We start from the raw sequence: 20,771 nt of genomic DNA on the forward strand, positions 1-20,771 counted from the left end.
CTCTAAAATAATCCTGCGTTAAAATAAAAAGTAGCGTTGAGCCATTGGTAGATGCTCCGCAGCCTCACAAGTCAATAGCTTACCATCGGCATGAACTTCATAGGTTTCAGGATTAATATCCATATCAGGACAATGACTATTGAGCTTCATATCACTTTTACGTACTTGGCGAATATTATGAACAGGTGAAATGACTTTATTAAGCTTAAGCTCGGTAGCGACGCCCTTATCTATCGCTGTTTGTGACATAAAAGCAATACAGGTTTGAGCCACTGTCTTTGGATAACTACCAAACATACTACGGTAATGTACCGGCTGCGGTGTTGAAATAGAGGCATTGATATCTCCCATTGGCGCGGCAGCTATTAGACCGCCTTTAATAATGCAGTCCGGTTTAACCCCAAAGAAGGCAGGTGTCCAGAGAATTAAATCCGCCCACTTACCTACTTCAACTGAGCCCACCACATCACTGATACCGTGAGTGATGGCAGGATTGATGGTGTATTTGGCGATATAGCGCTTGATACGGAAGTTATCATTGTCTTCACTGAAATCTGTTTGGGATAGGTTAATATGCCCCGCGTTTTGTTCACTTAGGGCTGACTTATCTGGACTTAAATGTCCTCGTTGAGCTTTCATCTTATCAGCAGTTTGCCAAGTACGGATAATAACCTCACCCACACGGCCCATCGCTTGTGAGTCACTGCTCATCATAGAGATAGCGCCTGTATCATGTAGGATATCTTCAGCAGCGATGGTCTCTTTACGGATGCGGCTCTCTGCAAAGGCGACATCTTCTGCAATAGCGGGACTTAAGTGATGACATACCATGAGCATGTCGAGATGCTCATCAATGGTATTGATGGTAAAGGGACGAGTCGGGTTGGTCGAGGAGGGGAGAACGTGCGGTTGTCCAATTGCTTTTAAGATATCTGGGGCATGTCCACCCCCAGCGCCTTCGGTATGGAAGGTATGGATACAGCGACCTTTAAATGCGCCTAGTGTGCTCTCTAAATAGCCACTTTCATTTAGGGTGTCCGTATGAATAGCCACCTGTACATCATATTTCTCAGCCACACTTAAGCAATTATCGATAGCTTGAGGCGTTGTGCCCCAATCTTCATGCAGTTTTAGACCAATAGCCCCTGCTTCAATTTGCTCCACAACAGGATCAGGTAAGCTGACATTGCCTTTGCCCAACAAGCCAATATTCATAGGGATAGCATCGGTAGCTTTTAACATACTGTGAATATGATAAGCGCCAGGTGTACAGGTTGTTGCCAGAGTGCCTTGAGCGGGTCCTGTACCACCACCGAGCATGGTAGTTACCCCTGACATCAAAGCGGTTTCACATTGTTGGGGGGCGATAAAGTGGATATGGCTGTCGATCCCGCCTGCGGTTAAGATTTTACCTTCACCTGCAATAATCTCAGTTGATGCGCCAATTGGGAGAGTAACATCAGGCTGAATATCTGGATTACCTGCTTTGCCGATACCGCTGATACGTCCATTTTTAAGCGCAACATCAGCTTTGTAAATACCAGTATAGTCAACGATAAGTGCATTGGTAATCACTGTTTCTGCAACGTCAACCCCCATTAATTGAGACTGTCCCATGCCATCGCGGATAACTTTACCGCCGCCAAATTTTACCTCTTCACCAATATTAATGTTGGGTTGTGAGTCGGTTGAACCATTACTGGCTAAACTTTGAGAGTCTTCTTCAGCATGCGCTGAACCGCTGATTGAGATTGATTCGCTAGTTGAGGAGAGAGCGGTGTGAGTGGATTGGGAAGTGGATTGCTCATTTGAATCACTATTTGCCTGTAAATCTGACTTGGCATCCATTTGATTGGTCAAATCGTACTCTACTTCTAGCCATAGATCGGTGTCTGCTAAGCGTACTTTGTCGCCAGTAGTAGGACCAAAATGTTCCGCATAAATACGGCGGTCGATACGTTTCTGTGAGGTTTGCTTGGTTTGTTTTACCTCAGCATTGCCCATCACTTTACCTGAAAAGCCATAGACGTTTTGCTTCCCGCTTATAGCAACAAGTTCGACTTCGCGAGATTGACCAGGCTCGAAGCGTACCGCAGTACCCGATAAGATGTTTAAGCGGTAGCCCTTGGTTACTTCTCTATCAAATCTTAGTGCTTCATTGACTTCATAAAAATGATAATGTGACCCAATCTGAATTGGACGGTCGCCAGTGTTGACCACCTCTATGGTTAGTACGCTGCGACCTGCATTTAAGGTCATAACACCGGCTTTTACTTTATATTCGCCTACTTTCATAATGTTACCTTATTTATTGACCAAATAGTTCATTCAATAATTTATTTAACACTTCATTTAACAGTTCATCGAATAACGCGTCTAATATGACATTAAATAATAGGGTTATGCACGGTTACCAGTTTGGTACCATCTGGAAAAGTCGCTTCAATTTGAACGTCTGATATCATATCTGGCACGCCCTCCATGACATCTTCAGCCGATAAATAAGTCGTCCCTTCGCTCATAAGTTGTGCCACAGTTTTACCGTCACGTGCCCCTTCCATCAGTAACATACTGATATAGGCGACGGCTTCAGGGTAGTTGAGCTTAACGCCTCGATTTTTACGGCGTTCGGCAACCATACCAGCAGTGAATAACATAAGTTTATCTTTTTCAGTAGGAGTCAGTTGCATAGCTATTCCTTAAAGGTTATCTTTTACTTAATCAAGTGTCCCAAATTCTAGGTCGATGTGGTTCAAGCTTGTACCATTTTGCCCTCAATAGCTCACGTATGAGATAAAATGCTTCAAAACAGGCTCTGACATCCACGCCTAAATAGCGACAATTAATGGCTTGATAATTATGCGTACAATCAATTGGTAAAGCATGTTTCTCAATCAGTGCGCGTATATCAATGATAGTGTCATCTAAATACTGCCCAAGTTTTAATGGATTGTGACGCTGTGCACTGTCAACAACCTCACAGCTTGGTACTGCCCAAAATGAGCCATGTACATGCTGGCTGTTCAACCCAAGTGGCGACTTAAACCATCGCGATGAAGCACGCTGGCAAGTATGCTCACTGATAAGTAATTGTTTATCTCGCCATATCTCTAAACGATTACTGTACTCTCCGCTGATAAACGTCTCGTTGTATGCTTGACGCCCAAACACAGCAATATCCCACGTTAGCAAGCCCGCTGTTTGTGACAACTCAAAACGGTTAAATGCATTTGAGAACGAATTATCGTAATAGATACTCTCTTGGGGTAGCCACTCTAGGGTCGCATTCGCCTGAATTTTTGCGCTAATATTTTGACTGGCAATTTTTTTTGTAATGATACTATTTATATTGTCACTATTTGCCTGAGAGCTATTTGCCTGAGAGCGAGAAGACAGATCAGCACTATTCACTTTTTTACGACCATACCATTTACCAGCGCCGGGTGTGGTAATCACTGCATGACTGTTCTCTTGCAGCTGAAGGTCGACTGTTAACTGATCCCCTTCGGCGATACCAGCGGGTGGGTAAAGGACATAGATATGACAGATACCTGTCTGCTTATTTGACTCAGGATACAAGGGACGTTGTACCATTAATGCACCTGAATGGGCACGGGTGCAAAGCCGAGTTTTTTGGCTGGCAGTCACATAATCAAAGCTTAGGTTGAGTGAGGAGAGCCATGTCAAGATTGCGTTTTCCTAAAAGTAAACTGTTTAAAAAGCTATCCAAATAGTTGTTTACAACGCTATTTAAACAGTTAGTCAGCCAAAATCTACTACCCGTATTATCTAAGTGATAATTCTTTGTAAATTAGTTACTTAGCTACTGATGAGGTAACAGCTAGGTCATCGGAAGTAATTTATCACTTTTGTTGTTACAAGCTAGGTAAATTAGGTTTGTTTATAGTAATTAATTCTTAAATAATATTTGCTCTGTGGCTTTTGTCCCAAACGCTAAAATAACCATTTAGTCGTTGAAAATAATTGATGAGTTATGTTGTTGTTACAAATTATGTGCCATCGCCTTATTCATAGTAACTGAGTCATAGTAACCGACAAAATCGCTCACTAATAGCCCCAAAAATGCACCAATATTATTAATAAAACAAAATATTGTTTTGTTTCGGTGCAGGGGTAGGGATAAAACAACACTGTCAATTCATATTGAGTTCAAGGCGCTAACCTCTAAGTTGAGGACTCTATTTTTTAATAGTTGATCGTGCTAAATAGCAGCTGTCCATCACATTGATTATTCAAAACCAAATGAGAAAAGGATTAGGTTACACCCTGCTAACGAGGACTTACTTTCAAAAAATATTGGCTATGTTAGAATCAAACTTAATGAACTTCTAATGCATTCAATAAGTATCTAACAACAAATAACTAATAAGTAGACAGTTAACAAAATCATCAGACGATAAAAATTAAGAGGATAGCATAGCCATGAAGACCACAGCTGCCATCGCATGGGAAGCCAACAAACCATTAAGCTTACATGAAGTTGACCTTGAAGGTCCAAAAGATAACGAAGTTTTAATTGAGCTTAAAGCGACAGGAATTTGTCACACTGATTACTATACTTGGTCAGGTGCTGACCCTGAAGGAGTTTTTCCCGCCATCTTAGGTCATGAAGGAGCAGGTATAGTGGTGGAAGTAGGTAAAAACGTAAAAAGTGTAGAGGTGGGTGATCATGTTATTCCACTCTATACACCTGAGTGCCGTGAGTGTGATTTTTGTTTACATCCAGCGACAAACCTTTGTCAGGCGATTCGAGATACTCAAGGCAAGGGTCTAATGCCAGACGGTACCTCTCGGTTTAGTCTTGATGGTCAGCCTATTATGCATTATATGGGCACTTCAACGTTTGCTCGGCACACCGTACTTCCTGAAATTGCCGTGGCCAAAATTCGTAAAGATGCGCCGTTTGACAAAGTTTGCTATATCGGTTGTGGGGTAACGACAGGTGTTGGCGCGGTGGTTTATAGTGCCAAAATGGAAGCTGGTACCACTGTGGCTGTATTTGGGCTTGGCGGTATTGGTTTAAACGTTATTCAAGGTGCGAAACTGGTTGGTGCTCGGCGTATTATCGGCATTGATCTTGATCCAAGTCGTGAAGCATGGGGTCGCCGCTTTGGTATGACTGATTTTATCAATCCAAAAGATTTGGATAAAGGCGAGAGTATCGTTGACCGTATCGTACAAATGACAGGCGGCGGTGTTGACTATTCGTATGAATGTATCGGCAATGTCGAGGTTATGCGCCAAGCGTTAGAGTGTACCCATAAAGGCTGGGGGCGCAGCTTCATTATTGGCGTTGCTGGAGCGGGACAAGAGATTAGTACCCGCCCATTCCAGCTGGTAACTGGCCGTAAGTGGGAAGGCTCTGCATTTGGTGGTGCTAGAGGCCGTACCGATGTGCCGACTATTGTAGATTGGTATATGGAAGGCAAAATTGATGTGGATTCACTGATTACTCATACTTTAAGCCATGAAGAAATCAACAAAGGTTTTGAGCTTTTGCATGATCCAGAATGTATTCGTAGTGTGATTGTTTATTAATAGCGCCATTGTTTACTAAATGAATGTCTAATAATCGAATGTTAAAAAATAAAATCAGTTATCAATATAAAAGATCCGTACAAAATAATAAACTGCGTGCTGTCTTATTTTTATAAAGACAGAGATAAAGGTCAGTTTATTATTAATTTAAATAATAAAATACAACTCTAAAAATAGGTCTCTAATATGTCTAAAATTAATCCCAAAGGTCTAGAGCTGAAAAGTAATAATCGCTGTTTTGAAGGCGAGCAACGCTACTATACGCATCAGTCATCCTCAACCAATACCACAATGACATTTAGTATTTATTTACCTGACGAAGCGCTGGTAGGTAAAACGTGTCCAGCAGTGATGTATTTGTCAGGGTTAACATGCAGCCCAGATAACGTGACACTCAAGGCACATTTTCAAAAAATATGCAGTGAGTTAGGGGTTATATTTATTGCCCCAGATACCTCTCCAAGGGGCGACAATGTGGCTGATGATGACCGCTTTTATGTGGGGCAAGCAGCGAGCTTTTATGTAGATGCCACCAAAGAGCCATGGCGTGACCATTACAAGATGGAAACTTATATTGTTGATGAATTCTATGAGTTAGTCCGTCATTTTTTTCCGATTAACAGTATTGGTATCATGGGACATTCAATGGGAGGGCATGGTGCATTGATGTTTGGATTCAAATATCCAAGCAAGTTTGTCAGTGTTTCGGCCATTGCGCCCGTGTGTGTGGCCAGCGAATCAGAGTGGGGCGCAGTTGCTTTAAACGCTTATTTAGGCGAAGGGCAATTAAGTGAATATGATGCTACTCAGTCCATCTTAACGGCTGGCAGCCAATATGATTCAATTCTAGTGGATCAGGGTAACGATGACGAGTACTATCATCAAGGCAATCTTAATCCAGAAATGTTGCATAAAGTGTGTCGAGAGGTGGAGCAGCCGTTAACTTTACGTTATCATGCAGGCTCAGAACATGGCTATTATTTTATCCAGACGGTCATTGACGACCATATTAAGCACCACTTTAAAGCCGCTCTGAGATACAGCTAAGTTTTCGTAAGAAACTAAGACATCTGGCATGATTTGAACTGAACCCAAATGAACATCTAAATGAATATATAGGTAGCCATATTATGACCCCTGCATCAAAGCCATATTTAATAGCCCCATCAATCTTATCAGCGGATTTTGCTCGTCTTGGTCAGGAAGTGGAGAATGTATTAAAAGCAGGTGCAGATGTCATTCATTTTGACGTTATGGACAATCATTATGTACCAAACTTAACTTTTGGTAGCATGATTTGTAAAGCATTACGGGACTATGGGATTGATGTGCCTATTGATGTGCATCTGATGGTAACGCCTGTAGACAGTATGATTGAGCAGTTTTTAGAGGCAGGAGCAAGTATCATTACCTTTCATCCAGAAGCCACTCATCATGTCGATCGCTCATTACAAATGATTAAAGATGGCGGTGCAAAATGTGGGTTAGTATTAAATCCTGCTGCGCCACTTCATCATCTTGATTATGTACTGGATAAGGTTGATCAAATCTTGCTTATGAGTGTTAACCCTGGGTTTGGCGGTCAGTCCTTTATCGAGAGTACAATAGATAAGATTCGTCAAGTACGCAAGCTTATTGATGTTAGCGGTAGAGATATCCGTTTAGAAGTAGACGGTGGCGTTAAAGCCAGCAATATTAGACAGATTGCCGAAGCAGGCGCCGATATGTTTGTGGCGGGCTCGGCAATATTCAATCATGAGGATTATAAAGTGGCAATTGATGCCATGCGTCATGAACTGAGCCTTGTTGGTTCAACAAGCGTCTAAGTCTCTTAACTAACCCTCTAATGTCTTAACTATCCCTCTAATGTATAGGCATCTGCTATATATTAGAGATAAGAGTGACATAAAATAAGGGACAGTATGACTCAAGATTCACAAAACAAGAGTGATCCTAGTTTAGTGCCTATAGGTGTAACTATTGGCTTAGCCATATTTGCATTTGTGTTAAGCGTTGCTGGCTATGGTTTTCGATTGATAGCTGGAGAGCCAGTCAGTGATGTCCTATTGCAGGCCGCTGTTCTGGTTCCTGCTTTTGTTATTGTCTATCCACTCCTATTTTGGTTGGGGGCACTTATCATGAATAAAGTGAAAGGTACTGATATAAAAAAGCGCAACGCTTTGACATTAGGTTGGTTGCTTTCATGTGTTACTATGCTGTGGTTAATGGGTGTGTATAGCTGATGTTTTAATTGGTTTTAGTGTTATCAACCTAACCCTCACTTGTTTAATGACAGTCGCCGGTTTAAAGAAACCAACATGCCAATTTAGCGCCTAACATTTTCCTATCATTAAGCTTATTATAAAGTCTCTCACTTTTTTAAGGACTTAGCTTTGTCATTGTTTGATCCAAATTCTTTTTATTACCCTTATCCTAAAACCATACCAAAGGGTTTAATTAGGTCACTTGTTATTGCCTGCTTATTGTTCGGTTTGGCTGGGCTCAGTAAAGGGTCGGGCTGGCAAGGTTGGTTATACGTTTTTGAAAACTGGTTAGTAATGTTGATTATTTTTCCAGCGGCCACTGCAACCGTTGCATTACCATTTAAGTATCGTGACCCAACTTTTGAGCTAAAAAACGCCTATTATCTAGGTATGTTTGTGGCATTATTGTTTATGTTAGCCAAAATGCGTTATTGGCGTTAACTTACAAAATCCTCTGGTTAATTACCATACCTTGGTTTTATTTTGCAGGCTGCTTTGAGTTTATAGGCCTGCCACTTTATACGATGACTAAATCGGTTTAGGGTACTTTTAAGTAAGTGGATAACTCATCCTTCATTGAATACGACCACTCCTTTAGGCAATAGCTAAGTTAAAGGTTCTATAATAAGTTAAAGGCTTTCTGCAAGCTTACTTGAGAAGTTATGTACTCAACTTCATGAATTATATTGAATAGCTTATTAAAAGATAACCCTTGAAATTCAGCGTAAAAGCATCCATTGTATACATTATAAGAAATTGCTAGATAAGGTGGTTAAGCATGGTGTATGATTCTGAAAAAGACAACTATAAGCAAGACACTATAGAGGCAGACTCTGAGTCTAAAGAGACTAGGTTTCGTAAAGGCTTTGCGCAAGAGACCGTGCTAGAGCTGGCTGAAAATGATAAAGGGCAGATTGTTCTTAGAGATGCGAATGATTCTGAAGATCCATTAGTGACCATTGATTTTTCTTCAAAGGTTCAAGATGTATTGGGTAGTGATATCCAATTTATTGGTCATCAAATGGTACATGCGGCTATTCAAGCAGTTATGCAAAAGCAATTCAGTCAATGGCATGCTAATGTGTATGACGAGCAGCCTGAACACTTTAGTTAAGTTGGGGCTATTAGGCTCAATTGCTTTTGATTTTAGCGCCTCTTAGTCTAAGTGAACTGGGACATTAGTAACTACGTTGTTCGTTAATCATTATTCTATTATCTCTAGTCATACAATCTAAGCATAAAAAAAGGGTTTATCTTAAGTGATTAACCCTTTTTTTATAAGCAAAGAAAAGCTTATTTAATTTTGGCTTCTTTGAATACAACATGCTTACGTACTTTAGGATCAAACTTTTTGATCTCCATTTTACCTGGCATAGTACGCTTGTTTTTAGTTGTGGTATAAAAATACCCAGTACCTGCGGTAGATACTAATTTAATCTTGTCTCTCATGATGATTTCCTATTTAAGTTTTAAAGTCAGAGGCTGGAAGTATAGATAGACTATACTTTTTGACCTGCTGCGCGCATATCAGCTAGCACTTTGTCGATACCATGCTTATCGATAATACGCATACCTTTAGTAGAAACACGAAGACGAACAAAACGGTTTTCAGACTCTACCCAAAAACGATGGTTATGTAGATTTGGTAAAAAGCGACGACGGGTCTTGTTATTCGCGTGCGAAACGTTGTTACCCACCGCAGGGCGCTTTCCTGTCACTTGGCATACTCGAGACATGACGGACTCCTAATAAAGTTGTAAGACACATGAGGTGACGTGTCAAGCACGGTCACGCTACAAATGCAGTCTTACTCTATTTAAATAACAAATCACAATGAGGCTATGGACACAGAGGACTGAAACTTAAATAAAATGTTAACAGAAAGTTTGCGGTCGTACCCTTTAATCGCCACAACGAAAAGTGGGTGACCTGCTAAAAAATTTAAGGGCGTATTTATACCACGTTATTTAAAATTTTTCAACCGAGTTGGTTATTTATTATCCCATATTTTATAAATAAATGTATGGCAAAATAGTCGGCTGCAAGGTGTCACTGTATTTCATATTTATTCTTTGGTTTTATGGAAAAATTAATATAAATAGTTAATTCGCAAGCCAATTAGGTTGTAAGTGACAAATAAAAACAGTAAAGTTACATTCATTAAATAATTGAGTATTCTGTAATAGAGCACGAAAGAAATGAGTAAGTGATTGACAACGCTCTTCTCGATTATTGCCATCGTATTAAAACTATTTTGAATCATACGGATTTTAAATCTAAGAGGCTTGTTATGCTAGTTAACCCTTTGTTGAATACGCGCAAAGTTATTAAAATTTCTGCACTATCAATGGCCCTTGCCCTCACAGCCTGCGGAGGTGGTGGTAATGGCAATACAGTTGATACGATCAAGCCAATCCCTGATAGGAATCCAGATTCAAATGACAATGATTCTGATAAGGATGCACTGAATAGTATTGTGATCAGTGAAATCAGGGTTTACGATGCTAATAATAATGCGACTAGAACCATTACTAGCCAAGGGGCGATGGCAAAAGTGAGTGTTACCGATGAACAAGGCAATGGTATTAGTAGTGCCTTAGTCACTTTTGAGGGTTTAGGGGTCGTATTTGGTACCTCTAATGGTGCAGTGCTAACCAATACGGATGGAGAGGCGACAATTTCAGTAAGACCTAAAGACCCAAGTGATACGGGTAGTTATCAACTGACTGCAACGGCTATTGTTAAAGATAATATTGTCAAGTCTGATGCTTATAACGTTGCTATTCAGCCCGCCAATATTATTATTAATGACTTTAAAGCGGAAAAGCCTATTATTGAGTCAGGCGAGACAACAAACCTGACGCTGGTTACGGTAGACGCAAATAGTAATTTTAAGCAAAACAATACCACGGTAAACTTTGCCACTACTTGTGGCACGTTTAGCGACTCATCTGTTGCCTCCACAAATCAAGGAAATATTACAACCACCTATAAGGCTATCGGAGAAGATGGTATTTTATGTGAGGGCATTCAAACCATTACAGCAACACCAATCAATAACACCTCTGCTACCAAGACTGTAACCGTCACTATTGAACGTGTGGAAGCAAACGCTTTGCTTTACACCTCCAATGAGAGCATCAAGTTAGGCACCGTTAATAGTGGCACCTCAATGGCGAGTATGCTCGAATTTACCGTTTATGCCAATGGTGTGCCTGCGGCTAATAAAGATGTGATTATTAGTAAAGTGCAAGCGCCAGCAGATTTTAGTTTCTACAATCGTCGAAACCATATGCCACAAACCGTTAAAAGTAATTCTGAGGGTAAGGTAGTCATGCCGATTTATCCAGGTGCATTGCCTGGGCCTGTAGAGCTTAAAGCAACACTTAAGTCTAATCCAAATATCTTTGCACTGTCCAAAAATGTTTCGGTAGCCACGGGTCGACCTGTACAAGATGGTATCAGTTTATCGTTTACTAAAAATGTTTTAGCTAAGGGTATTGATGGAGATACCGCTAATGTTACCGTTCGTTTGGTAGATCGAGTTGGCAATCCTGTGCCAGATGGTACGGTGGTTAGCTTTGTGAGTGAAGGCGGCAGTATAGATCCGAACTGTAACACGACAAACGGCGCATGTTCAATTGAATTCAGAACTCAAAATCCGCGACCTCTGGATAGTCGAGTGACAATTCTTGCTTATGTGGAAGGCGAAAAAAACTATATAGATATTGATGGTAATAATATGTACACCCCAGGTACAGACAAATTCTCTGTTAATATTGGTAGCTTTTTTAGAGATGATAACGAAAATAACAAATATGATGCTGATAAGGGCGAGTTTATCTATCGCCGCGGTCAGTCAACACAAGCCTGTGGCTCTTCACTCTTTACATACCCTAATATTAGCAACACTTGTAGTAATGAGTTAGAGGCCACATTACGTTATCAAGCCATTTTAGGTCTTGCCGATGATAAACCTGTATTTGAGGGTATGTCTAATTCTGTTCGGGCAAATATCATTGGCACTGATCAATCAAAGCCCAAACAACTAAACTTTAATATGTATGGTAATTCTGCTAAAACAGTGAGCATGCCTTCAGGTACTAGTATAGCGGTTAATACGACAGATAAAACAGAGGATAACGACGCTACCTGTGAGGCAGAATTAGTTGAGGGTTATTTGACGGTTCCTAACAACGTGAATTTAGGCAGAGGTCAGGTGCCAAATTCTGAAGTTAAATATACGATTACTTACAACAACTGTGCTCCCAATGATTACATGGATATCATAGTAAATACACCAGCTCCAAGCTCAACTAAGTCGACAAAACGAGTCTACTTTAATAAGGGGTAGAGGCTAACATAAAACCCCTAAGTGACTTACTTAGGGGTTTTATAAAGTGATGGATTTAGGTAAAGATATCACGTATGAAGTTAGCGATACATTTAAGATAGCGAGCAAAATAGCTTGTAAGCCGTTAATTGATAGCATGTCAAATGCTATTTATAATGTATGCGCTATGTTTAGCCCAAGTGCTATAAGGTTTAACCTAAGTGCTATAAGCCATAAAGAAGCATCTGCACATTAACCAAGCCCATTAAAGGCCATGCCATTGTTCACAATATAGTCATGGCTAAATGACAAAGGTTTCTTGGTCACAATACTACTTCCAAAACAAACTTACTACCAACAAAGCCTATGGCCAGTAGTACAAAAGCGAGAATAGTCATGTTAGCCGCTCGACGGCCTCGCCAGCCTGATTGCCAATGCCCAATTAATAACCCACCAAATAATAACCAAGAAATCACACTGAGCACGGTTTTGTGGGCAATATGCTGTGCCATTAAATCATTAACATACATAAAGCCAATAGCCAGTGCTAGGGTAAGCAGAACAAATCCAGCTAAAATCATATCGAACAATACAGATTCCATGCTTTGTAAGGGCGGTAACTTATTAACCCAATATCGATGTACGGTTTTATGTTTTAGATCTCGTATTTGAAACCGCATGATCAGTGCTTGAAAGGCCGCCATAAGTAAAACACAATAGGCCGCTATAGATAATAATATATGTGCCTCTAAGCCAGCGCTAATATCGCTTAATGGACTATAGGGGGCAGTACCAAAGTAGCCTAGACTTAAACCAATAATAGCGGTAGGTACCGCTAATACACCTAAGCTTAGGATTGGACGATATAAGCAAAATAGCAGATAGAATAAGAGAAAAAAGCAGCTGGTCAAACTCAAGATATTAAATAAGTTGAAGTTTAATCCATAAATGGTAGCAATATGAGGGTATAAGACTACCGAGTGAGCCACTAAGCCCACCGTAAGCATAGCTAAAGTAAACCCCTTAGCAATAGGCTTGGTACGTACAAGCGCCCAATATAAGTGTAGGCTAACAATAAGGTATGCAATAAGTGCAATAATATAGGCAAGCAACACGAATTTTTCCTAAACTCTCTGGTGTCTTAGCTGATTAAATCAGCATGTCAATTTAATAGAAATGCGATGTACAATATTAAGGATATAAATTGGGTTTATAAGCAGACCTTGATATTGTGTATAATGGTTAACTTATCATTTATCTAGCGACTAGATAACATTGTGTGACATTAATGTATGATAGTAAACAAATAACGTTATCAGTGATTCGTCAATCATTATACAAGCTTACTCATCAGTGGCTTTATACATGCCATTTTATAGAAGCGAAACAGATACTAACCTTTTCTAAATAAACAATGGATAAAGTTACTATAATAAATAGTTACTATAGAAAAGTACTATAGAAAAAAGTTACTCTAATCTAATAGCTATGCTCTTCTAATAACTATGCTCTAATTTAGCATAGAATGATACGTATTTGCGATAACTGTTAAGCAAAACTGTGCTTTTAGCTTATTTGATTTGTTTCTTAGCCTATTCCTATACGGCTAACAGTAGCAAACCATTAGGTTTTGTACAATAATCTGAATATTTAACCATAGCACTCTATCAGGTTGCTCAAGCTATCTGGTTACCCTAGAAAATAACTTACGATTTTTCGAGACAGCATTATGTTTGATACTTTAACCGAACGATTATCGACCAGTCTGCGTAAACTATCAGGCTCAGGTCAGCTCACTGAAGACAATATCAAAGATACCCTGCGTGAAGTTCGCATGGCGTTATTGGAAGCTGATGTTGCCCTGCCTATCGCTCGTGATTTTGTGAAACGGGTAAAAGAACAAGCCTTAGGTCAGGAAGTTTTAAAAGAACTGGCCCCTGGTCAGGCTTTTGTTAAGATTGTTTATGACGAATTAACGGAAATGATGGGCAGTGCCAACCAACAGCTAGAGATGACTGGTAAGCCGCCAGTGGTTTATTTACTAGCTGGCCTGCAAGGGGCGGGTAAAACCACGACGGCTGGTAAACTGGCTAAATATTTACAAGAGCGCCAAAAGAAAAAGGTCATGCTGGTGTCTGCTGACGTTTATCGTCCAGCAGCGATTAAGCAGCTTGAGCAAGTAGCGGGTCAGGTTAATGCTAAGTTTGTTAACTCAAGCACAGATGAAAACCCGATTGACATTGCCAAGCGAGCAATAGAAGAGGCGAAACTACAATATCAAGACATTCTTATTATCGATACCGCAGGTCGCTTGCACATTGATGAGATGATGATGGATGAGATCAAAGCCTTAACGGCGGCGGCTAACCCATCAGAAACTTTATTTGTCGTTGACTCCATGACGGGTCAAGATGCGGCCAATACGGCAAAAGCCTTTAATGATGCGCTACCATTAACGGGTGTTATTTTAACCAAAACCGATGGTGATGCCCGAGGTGGTGCAGCGCTATCTGTACGTGCGATTACTGGTAAACCCATTAAGTTCTTGGGCCGAGGTGAGCAGCTAGATGCGTTAGAGGCGTTCCACCCAGAGCGTGTTGCCCAACGTATCTTGGGTATGGGCGATGTGCTTAGCTTGGTGGAAGAGGTCGAACAAAAGATCGATCGTGAAAAAGCCGAAAAGATGGCTAAAAAGATGCAGAAAGGCGGGGACTTTGACCTCGAAGATTTATTAACACAGTTCCAACAAATGAAAAGCATGGGTGGTATGGCAGGCTTTTTAGACAAAATGCCGGGCATGGGCGGTGGCGATATGCAAAAAGCATTAGAAGAAGCCAAGCCAGAAGAAAAAGTGCGTGAAATGGAAGCGCTTATCAACTCCATGACCCCATTTGAGCGTAAAAACCCAGATAAAATTAACCCAAGCCGTAAACGCCGTATCGCAGCGGGTTCTGGCAAGCAAATCCAAGACATCAACCGTTTGCTGAAACAGCACAAGCAAATGGCCAAAATGATGAAGATGATCTCAAAGCCAGAAGGACTTGGTAAGATGATGAAAGCCATGCAGGGCTTAACTGGCATGGGCGGTGGTGCGTCTGGCGGCGGTGGTCCGTTATTTGGTGGCGGTGCGGGTAAATCAGCTGGAAAGCAAGCTATGGGAGGTATGCCACCATTTGGCCTAGACCCTAACAGTATGCCAAGCAAAGAAGATATGGAAAAGCAGTTACAAGACGTTCAAAAGAACTTGCCACCAGAGTTTAAAAAGCGTTTCTAAGTTTATTGACTATTCTCAACCTAAGGCTGAGTCGTTTGACTTGGCCTTTTTGTTGATGCTTAAGATAAGGTTGCCCCTATGGCGCATAAGAAAAAGAACGTCCGTAAAAAAGAATGCCCTGTCTGCCAGCGAGAATTCAGTTGGAGTAAAAAGCTGGATAAAAACTGGGACAGTATGGTGTATTGCTCGGATAGATGCCGACGGGTGAAAACCTATGAGGGTGTTGAGAAGCCAGAGTAGGGGTGTATAGTAGACAAATAAACTTAAAAAAATTTGCCGCAAAATAGGTGGCAACTTAAACGCTTAATAATCTTTAAATACTGGGGCGTGCCCTCAATTCGCACCATTAGATTTAAATGGGCTAAAAATAGCTAAATCTTGTCATACTGCGTCAAATAACGGGTAAATATCTTGATATTAACGGCATCATTTTCCTTGTCTGACTGCGATTTATCTTATTTCTATCTCCATTTTCAAAATGAGGACACGCCCTAGCCAATCACTCCTTGCCTTTATCTTTACGCACAAAGAAGTTCGCCACCAGCGCACCACTAAAGTTATGCCAGACACTAAGTTCACTTTCAAAGGTAAGAGCGGTAATCGAGAGGGGTGGGACTATTTAGAGCAAAATATCGCAAATTCTAATTTAAAAGATTCGTCGTCCAAAATGCCACTGCGTATGGCTTGAGAACCCATTCTTTAATAACAGTCTTCGCCAGTGACGTGTTTGGATATTCAACAGACCCTATTAAACTATGACTGTAAAGTCATGAAAATATGTCATAAATGTCTACAAAAAATTGAAAGTTTAACTTTATAGACGTATGGTGTTTTGTATTGCTAAACGAATTAGCAATACTTCTTTATGCTTATGGCTAGTATTAAGTCATTTGGATAGCCATAGTCAAGGATGACTGATCTTAATTATTACAAGGATGTTGCTATGAAAGGCAAGAACTCTCTCGACCTGGCGTTATCGCTGAAAAAGCTATTACCTACCCTAAGTGCCCTTAGCACTGGCCTCGTGTTAATGACCGTGCAAACAAGCTCTGCTCAAGCTGCTGGTCATTATTATAACTGTGCAAATGCCACAGGCTGTCAATTGGTCAGCACCAAATATTTGACATCTAAGCACACAGAAACAAAATACCCAATTGTCATGGCTCACGGTTTAGGCGGTTGGACTAAATTGTTTGGGACTATCGATTATTTTTATGGTATTCCGCAAACCTTGATGCGTGGTGGTTCAGAGGTTTACGCCACTAAGACCTCATCGCTTAATGCCAGCGAAGTGCGTGGCGAGCAGTTGTTACAGCAAGTAAAAACCATCTCCGCCATTACGGGAAGCCCAAAGGTAAACCTATTTGGCCATAGCCATGGCGGTCATGATATTCGCTATGTTGCTGCTGTGGAACCCAATTACGTGGCTTCTGTAACGGCAGTCGCCAGCCCACAGCAAGGCTCAGCAATGGCTGACTGGGTTATTGATCAGATAGTTAATGGCAGTGCAGAAGATGGTTTCCCTGAAGGCGAGTTTAACCCAGCATCTGAGGCAGTCATAGGCTTTTTTAACTTTGTTGGGGGCTTTATGGATGTCGGCTCTGGTATTCCACTTGACCAATTGCAGGATCAAGATGGTTGGGCAGCAGTGCAGTCATTTTCAGCTGAAAACATGAAAACCTTTAATGCAAAATACCCCGCTGCTTTGCCTGCCAGCTACTGTGGTCAGCCAGTCGATACGCGCGTGGATGGCATTGATTATTATTCGTTTAGCGGTGTGGGTCAGAGCACTAATATTTCTGACGTTACCGATTATGTGTTTGCAGCTTCGGCCTTAACTTTTGAAGGTGATCCTAACGATGGCCTAGTTTCTGCTTGTTCTAGTCGTCTGGGTCACGTTATCAGAGATGACTATAAAATGAATCACTTAGACATTGTCAATCAACTGTTTGGCATGGTGGCTTGGGGTCATACCAATCCTAAGACAGTGTATCGTACTCATGTCAACCGTCTTAAAAACTCACAGCTGTAAACTAACAGCCGGACTATTATATTAGACCTAGCAACTATCTTAGACCTAAAACTGGCTTAGACCTAAAACTGGCTTAGACCTAAAACTATCTTAGACCTAAAACCGGCTTAGACCTAACAACTGGCTTAGATCTAACTGGTTAAGTAGCCAGACTAAAAATAGTTAGACTGAATACAGGGTCAACATTGTTGGCCCTATTTATATTTATGCTATGTTTATGAGTGCCGTATGTCACTATTGATCTTAGTTTGGCCTCTTTTTTATTGAGTACTCCTACATCGTATTTTACCACTATCCTATTGTATTTCATTACCCTATTGTTTTTCATTATTCTATGGTGTCTCGCCATTCTATGGTTTATCACTATACTCTCGAAACCGATTAATTTAATAAGCTATTGCCATGTCAAATACTCGTCGTATACCCTATTTTCAAATCATTATCATTGTCCTCATCATTGTTTTTACCGTGGTACTCATTGCATGGTTTAAACCCAAACAAAACGCTATTGATTCTCCGCAAGTGAGCTCTATAAGCCCCCAAAATGACCCGGATATGACCGCGGTAGATGACTTAGATACCCATAATAGTCAAGATATATCTACCTTGGCTCAAAGCAATATGGATATGGTTACAGGCCTTGAAAACTTACCACGCTCGCTACAAGGGACAGATGTCGATGGCGAAATCATCATAGACCAAAACAAACAATTAGTCGTTACCGAAGGCTTGCGTCGCTTGTTCGACTATTTCTTATCTGCCACGGGCGAAGAGGACGACGCAGTCATCGTTGCTCGAGTAGAAACGTATATCCGTAGTCATACACCAGAGCCTGCCGCCAGCCAAGCCATTACCATATTTCATCAATATGTTGCTTATCTTAAAGCGATACCTGAGTTAGAAAAGCAATATGGTCATTTGCAATTGCAGGCGACCCAAAGTGGCAAACTGGATCTCAATGCAGTAGCTCAGAAAAAGCGAGATGTGACCACGCTCCGTCAGCAGTTCTTTGATAAACCAACCATTGACGCTTTCTTTAGTGCTGACGATGAGTATGATAAGTATAGTATGGCGCTCATTAGGATTGAGCAAAACACACAAATGACTGACGCGCAAAAAGAAGCGGCCAAGCAGGACTATATTAGCCGTATGCCAGACAATGAAATCAAAGCAAACATCCAACAGCAAGCTAACTTAAATGAGCTGATTACCCGTACTGAGCAAATGCAAGCTGAAGGTGCCAGCGCTGAGGCACTCTTTAATATGCGTAAAGCATTGGTGGGTGCGCCAGCAGCGAAAAGATTGGCAAATTTGGATGCAGAAAACGCCAACTTTGATAACCGCTTTCAGCAATATCAAAGCCAAAAACAGCGTCTGCTCAGTGAAAATACCGATCCAGCACAAGTAAAGATGCAGATAGAGCAACTCGAAAAACAATTATTTAATGACACCGAGCGCAAACGCCTCACAGGATATGCAGCCTTGCAACAACAAAAAGCCGGTAATGACAAATAAGCCTGTGTCAGTTTTGGCACTAAAGTTTTGCACTGTACTGGCTTAAGCCTTTTTTATTGTTTTCTCATGTAGCTATTTCCTGCTTTACGCTACTATCTGCTTATCTAGGCGATGCACTGGCTGAGGGTTTGTATTGTCTCTTGCTTCGCGTAGCCAATCCAAACCCTGCCATTGCAGCTCGCCTAGCCAAGCAGTATATCCGCTACAATCGGGGCTGAAAAGCCTTGTCATGGCAAAGTTTGCGTTTTTATAATGCTTATCTGAAGGGTGCGCGGGGCGCACTAATTAATTAATTAATGCTAAGTTTAATGGATTATTTACATTCATACCCTGTCAAACATCGGTTAGTAGACAACGTTGCAGCTTGGCAGTCTTTAAGTTTTCATAGATTGGTAAAAGAGGGTAGTTATTCAGCGTATTGGGGAAGTAAGTGAGGTTGATTTCCCTGATGGTTTTGTCATGAATCTGGAATAGGCTATGTTAGGGTACGTCCTGCGTACTATTTAAATTACGATTGATGCGCGGGGCGCACCCTACGGGGACTATTACAATGAATTTAATATATTTGAAGCAAAGCTATCGTTCGTATGGTTAAGGCTGTTTTTTTTATGAATTACCACATACTCTTTATTCATTGATTTTACAGCCACACCTTCATTATAAGAGATGATTCTGGCCATCCGTTTATTGGGTATATCTCTATCTAATAGTTGTAAGTTTTTAAAGCCTTTTAACTCTAAGTATGAAGACGTTATTGATGTTAGATCGATGTTCACACCATCTACAGTGCGATTACCTAAGGTCATTACGATGTATTTTCGAGTTACTTCACAAATGTGATCTAGAGACAAAAAGTAATCAGCAAAAAAGTTTATTATCTTAGTTTGCTTCGGTTTGGCTATATTGGCCAAGTAAGGTTCAATAAGCTTAAAACCTAATTTACTCAACTGGTTCTTACTACTTCCACCAAGACTCTTGCGATCAATTATTGAATAATTATCCAGCTCCCAACCTTCAAGTTCTAGGTCTTTCTTATCAATCCAAAAAAGTGATAAGGATGAAAATTGCCCATAGGTTACTGTTGTTTGGTTATCACCATACGGTGGACTAGTAATTGTAAGGTCAATTGAGCTAGGTACTATTTTATGACCAAGTTTAAGTACGTCGCCTTTAATCAAATTCACATTTTTAGATTTTACATAAAACTTATCGGCGTGGAGTTTTATCTCAGCTAAAAAGTCTCTAATCACATTATTCTTCATTCTAGCTATATCTTCAGGCTTTTTAATATGTAACTTGTACGTTGAAGAGCGTGTATTGCTATATTTTCTAACTAACTTCGAAAATATAGACCAGAAATATAGCCTATTACGCTTACTTTTTGTTTGAATAATGGCCCATCTAATTTGGGATAAACTAGATATAATATCTTTTCTAAACCACTTTTCAATGTTTTGGAACTCAAAATCAGGGGTTGATGAAATAGATAGTAAATATTCAATTTCAGAAATATCATTACGTATATTATTTGTTACTCCTTTTAACTTTATTAACGTTAAAAGATGAGCTAGAGGATTGATATCAAAACCATAAACCGAACAGTTATTATTAATTTTTAAAGCTTCATAAAGAGATGTACCAGAACCATGGTAAGGATCATAAATGCTTTGAATAGTATCTGCCTCAAAAATACTCTTCATAACTAAATTTTGGACAGGTGCAATCATCGTTGCAGGGTATAGACTAGCCCCATGTATATCGTTTTTCCGATAGTCTTGAAATGATATATTCATT

At 40.5% G+C, this 20,771-nt stretch carries 20 protein-coding genes; 12 read left to right on the top strand and 8 right to left on the bottom strand.

What is annotated here, in order from left to right; genetic code table 11:
* Window positions 1-18: 18 nt before the first annotated feature.
* From ureC to AC2SLL_RS09030, 3 genes are all read right to left on the bottom strand, one after another.
* The gene (ureC, locus tag AC2SLL_RS09020; protein WP_486531358.1) at window positions 19-2,295 is read right to left on the bottom strand and encodes an urease subunit alpha; all 2,277 of its coding nucleotides are present in this window, start codon (window positions 2,293-2,295) and stop codon (window positions 19-21) included.
* 92 nt (window positions 2,296-2,387) lie between these two features.
* On the bottom strand, window positions 2,388-2,690 hold the full coding sequence (gene ureA, locus AC2SLL_RS09025) for an urease subunit gamma (RefSeq protein ID WP_486531359.1): 303 nt from the start codon (window positions 2,688-2,690) through the stop codon (window positions 2,388-2,390).
* A 31-nt stretch (window positions 2,691-2,721) separates the two neighbouring features.
* Window positions 2,722-3,687, bottom strand: a complete 966-nt coding sequence (locus AC2SLL_RS09030; protein WP_486531360.1) for an urease accessory protein UreD — start codon at window positions 3,685-3,687, stop codon at window positions 2,722-2,724.
* A 756-nt stretch (window positions 3,688-4,443) separates the two neighbouring features.
* Here AC2SLL_RS09030 and AC2SLL_RS09035 point away from each other — a divergent pair.
* The 6 genes from AC2SLL_RS09035 to AC2SLL_RS09060 all read left to right on the top strand — a co-directional run bounded on the left by AC2SLL_RS09035 (window position 4,444) and on the right by AC2SLL_RS09060 (window position 8,937).
* On the top strand, window positions 4,444-5,559 hold the full coding sequence (locus AC2SLL_RS09035; protein ID WP_486531361.1) for an S-(hydroxymethyl)glutathione dehydrogenase/class III alcohol dehydrogenase: 1,116 nt from the start codon (window positions 4,444-4,446) through the stop codon (window positions 5,557-5,559).
* Window positions 5,560-5,745: 186 nt separating this feature from the next.
* On the top strand, window positions 5,746-6,606 hold the full coding sequence (gene fghA / locus AC2SLL_RS09040; RefSeq protein ID WP_486531362.1) for an S-formylglutathione hydrolase: 861 nt from the start codon (window positions 5,746-5,748) through the stop codon (window positions 6,604-6,606).
* A gap of 83 nt (window positions 6,607-6,689) precedes the next feature.
* On the top strand, window positions 6,690-7,385 hold the full coding sequence (rpe, locus tag AC2SLL_RS09045) for a ribulose-phosphate 3-epimerase (RefSeq protein WP_486531363.1): 696 nt from the start codon (window positions 6,690-6,692) through the stop codon (window positions 7,383-7,385).
* 96 nt (window positions 7,386-7,481) lie between these two features.
* On the top strand, window positions 7,482-7,802 hold the full coding sequence (locus AC2SLL_RS09050) for a hypothetical protein (protein ID WP_486531364.1): 321 nt from the start codon (window positions 7,482-7,484) through the stop codon (window positions 7,800-7,802).
* 150 nt (window positions 7,803-7,952) lie between these two features.
* Entirely contained in the window at window positions 7,953-8,264 is a 312-nt protein-coding gene (locus AC2SLL_RS09055) for a hypothetical protein (protein WP_486531365.1), read from the top strand.
* A gap of 337 nt (window positions 8,265-8,601) precedes the next feature.
* A complete protein-coding gene (locus tag AC2SLL_RS09060) occupies window positions 8,602-8,937 on the top strand; it encodes a hypothetical protein (RefSeq protein ID WP_486531366.1) in 336 nt (111 codons plus the stop codon).
* 179 nt (window positions 8,938-9,116) lie between these two features.
* Here AC2SLL_RS09060 and rpmG read toward each other — a convergent pair whose 3' ends face one another.
* Both rpmG and rpmB read right to left on the bottom strand, forming a co-directional pair.
* Window positions 9,117-9,272: a 50S ribosomal protein L33 gene (gene rpmG, locus AC2SLL_RS09065; protein WP_486531367.1), complete on the bottom strand. Its 156-nt coding sequence runs from the start codon at window positions 9,270-9,272 to the stop codon at window positions 9,117-9,119.
* 50 nt (window positions 9,273-9,322) lie between these two features.
* Window positions 9,323-9,559: a 50S ribosomal protein L28 gene (gene rpmB, locus AC2SLL_RS09070; protein ID WP_486531368.1), complete on the bottom strand. Its 237-nt coding sequence runs from the start codon at window positions 9,557-9,559 to the stop codon at window positions 9,323-9,325.
* Between the two features lie 554 nt (window positions 9,560-10,113).
* On the opposite strand from rpmB, the gene AC2SLL_RS09075 reads away from it, so the two are divergent.
* A complete protein-coding gene (locus tag AC2SLL_RS09075) occupies window positions 10,114-12,177 on the top strand; it encodes an Ig-like domain-containing protein (protein WP_486531369.1) in 2,064 nt (687 codons plus the stop codon).
* A gap of 302 nt (window positions 12,178-12,479) precedes the next feature.
* Here the strand turns inward: AC2SLL_RS09075 and AC2SLL_RS09080 are convergent, their stop codons facing one another.
* Window positions 12,480-13,271, bottom strand: coding sequence for a cytochrome C assembly family protein (locus AC2SLL_RS09080; RefSeq protein ID WP_486531370.1), 792 nt, complete (start codon window positions 13,269-13,271; stop codon window positions 12,480-12,482).
* 614 nt (window positions 13,272-13,885) lie between these two features.
* Here AC2SLL_RS09080 and ffh point away from each other — a divergent pair.
* The 5 genes from ffh (at window position 13,886) to AC2SLL_RS09105 (ending at window position 18,977) form a co-directional block, all read left to right on the top strand.
* Complete coding sequence (gene ffh, locus AC2SLL_RS09085) at window positions 13,886-15,430, top strand: signal recognition particle protein (RefSeq protein WP_486531371.1); 1,545 nt, start codon at window positions 13,886-13,888, stop codon at window positions 15,428-15,430.
* 78 nt (window positions 15,431-15,508) lie between these two features.
* Window positions 15,509-15,670 (top strand): DUF2256 domain-containing protein, encoded by a 162-nt coding sequence (locus AC2SLL_RS09090; protein WP_486531372.1) that lies wholly within the window; start codon window positions 15,509-15,511, stop codon window positions 15,668-15,670.
* Between the two features lie 238 nt (window positions 15,671-15,908).
* Window positions 15,909-16,118: a hypothetical protein gene (locus AC2SLL_RS09095; protein WP_486531373.1), complete on the top strand. Its 210-nt coding sequence runs from the start codon at window positions 15,909-15,911 to the stop codon at window positions 16,116-16,118.
* Between the two features lie 255 nt (window positions 16,119-16,373).
* On the top strand, window positions 16,374-17,462 hold the full coding sequence (locus AC2SLL_RS09100) for an esterase/lipase family protein (RefSeq protein ID WP_486531374.1): 1,089 nt from the start codon (window positions 16,374-16,376) through the stop codon (window positions 17,460-17,462).
* A 402-nt stretch (window positions 17,463-17,864) separates the two neighbouring features.
* On the top strand, window positions 17,865-18,977 hold the full coding sequence (locus tag AC2SLL_RS09105) for a lipase secretion chaperone (protein ID WP_486531375.1): 1,113 nt from the start codon (window positions 17,865-17,867) through the stop codon (window positions 18,975-18,977).
* 84 nt (window positions 18,978-19,061) lie between these two features.
* Here AC2SLL_RS09105 and AC2SLL_RS09110 read toward each other — a convergent pair whose 3' ends face one another.
* On the bottom strand, window positions 19,062-19,208 hold the full coding sequence (locus AC2SLL_RS09110) for a hypothetical protein (RefSeq protein WP_486531377.1): 147 nt from the start codon (window positions 19,206-19,208) through the stop codon (window positions 19,062-19,064).
* Window positions 19,209-19,522: 314 nt separating this feature from the next.
* Window positions 19,523-20,770, bottom strand: a complete 1,248-nt coding sequence (locus AC2SLL_RS09115) for a modification methylase (RefSeq protein ID WP_486531378.1) — start codon at window positions 20,768-20,770, stop codon at window positions 19,523-19,525.
* Window position 20,771: the final 1 nt, after the last annotated feature.

The sequence above is a fragment of the Psychrobacter sp. CX97 genome, from assembly GCF_057396285.1.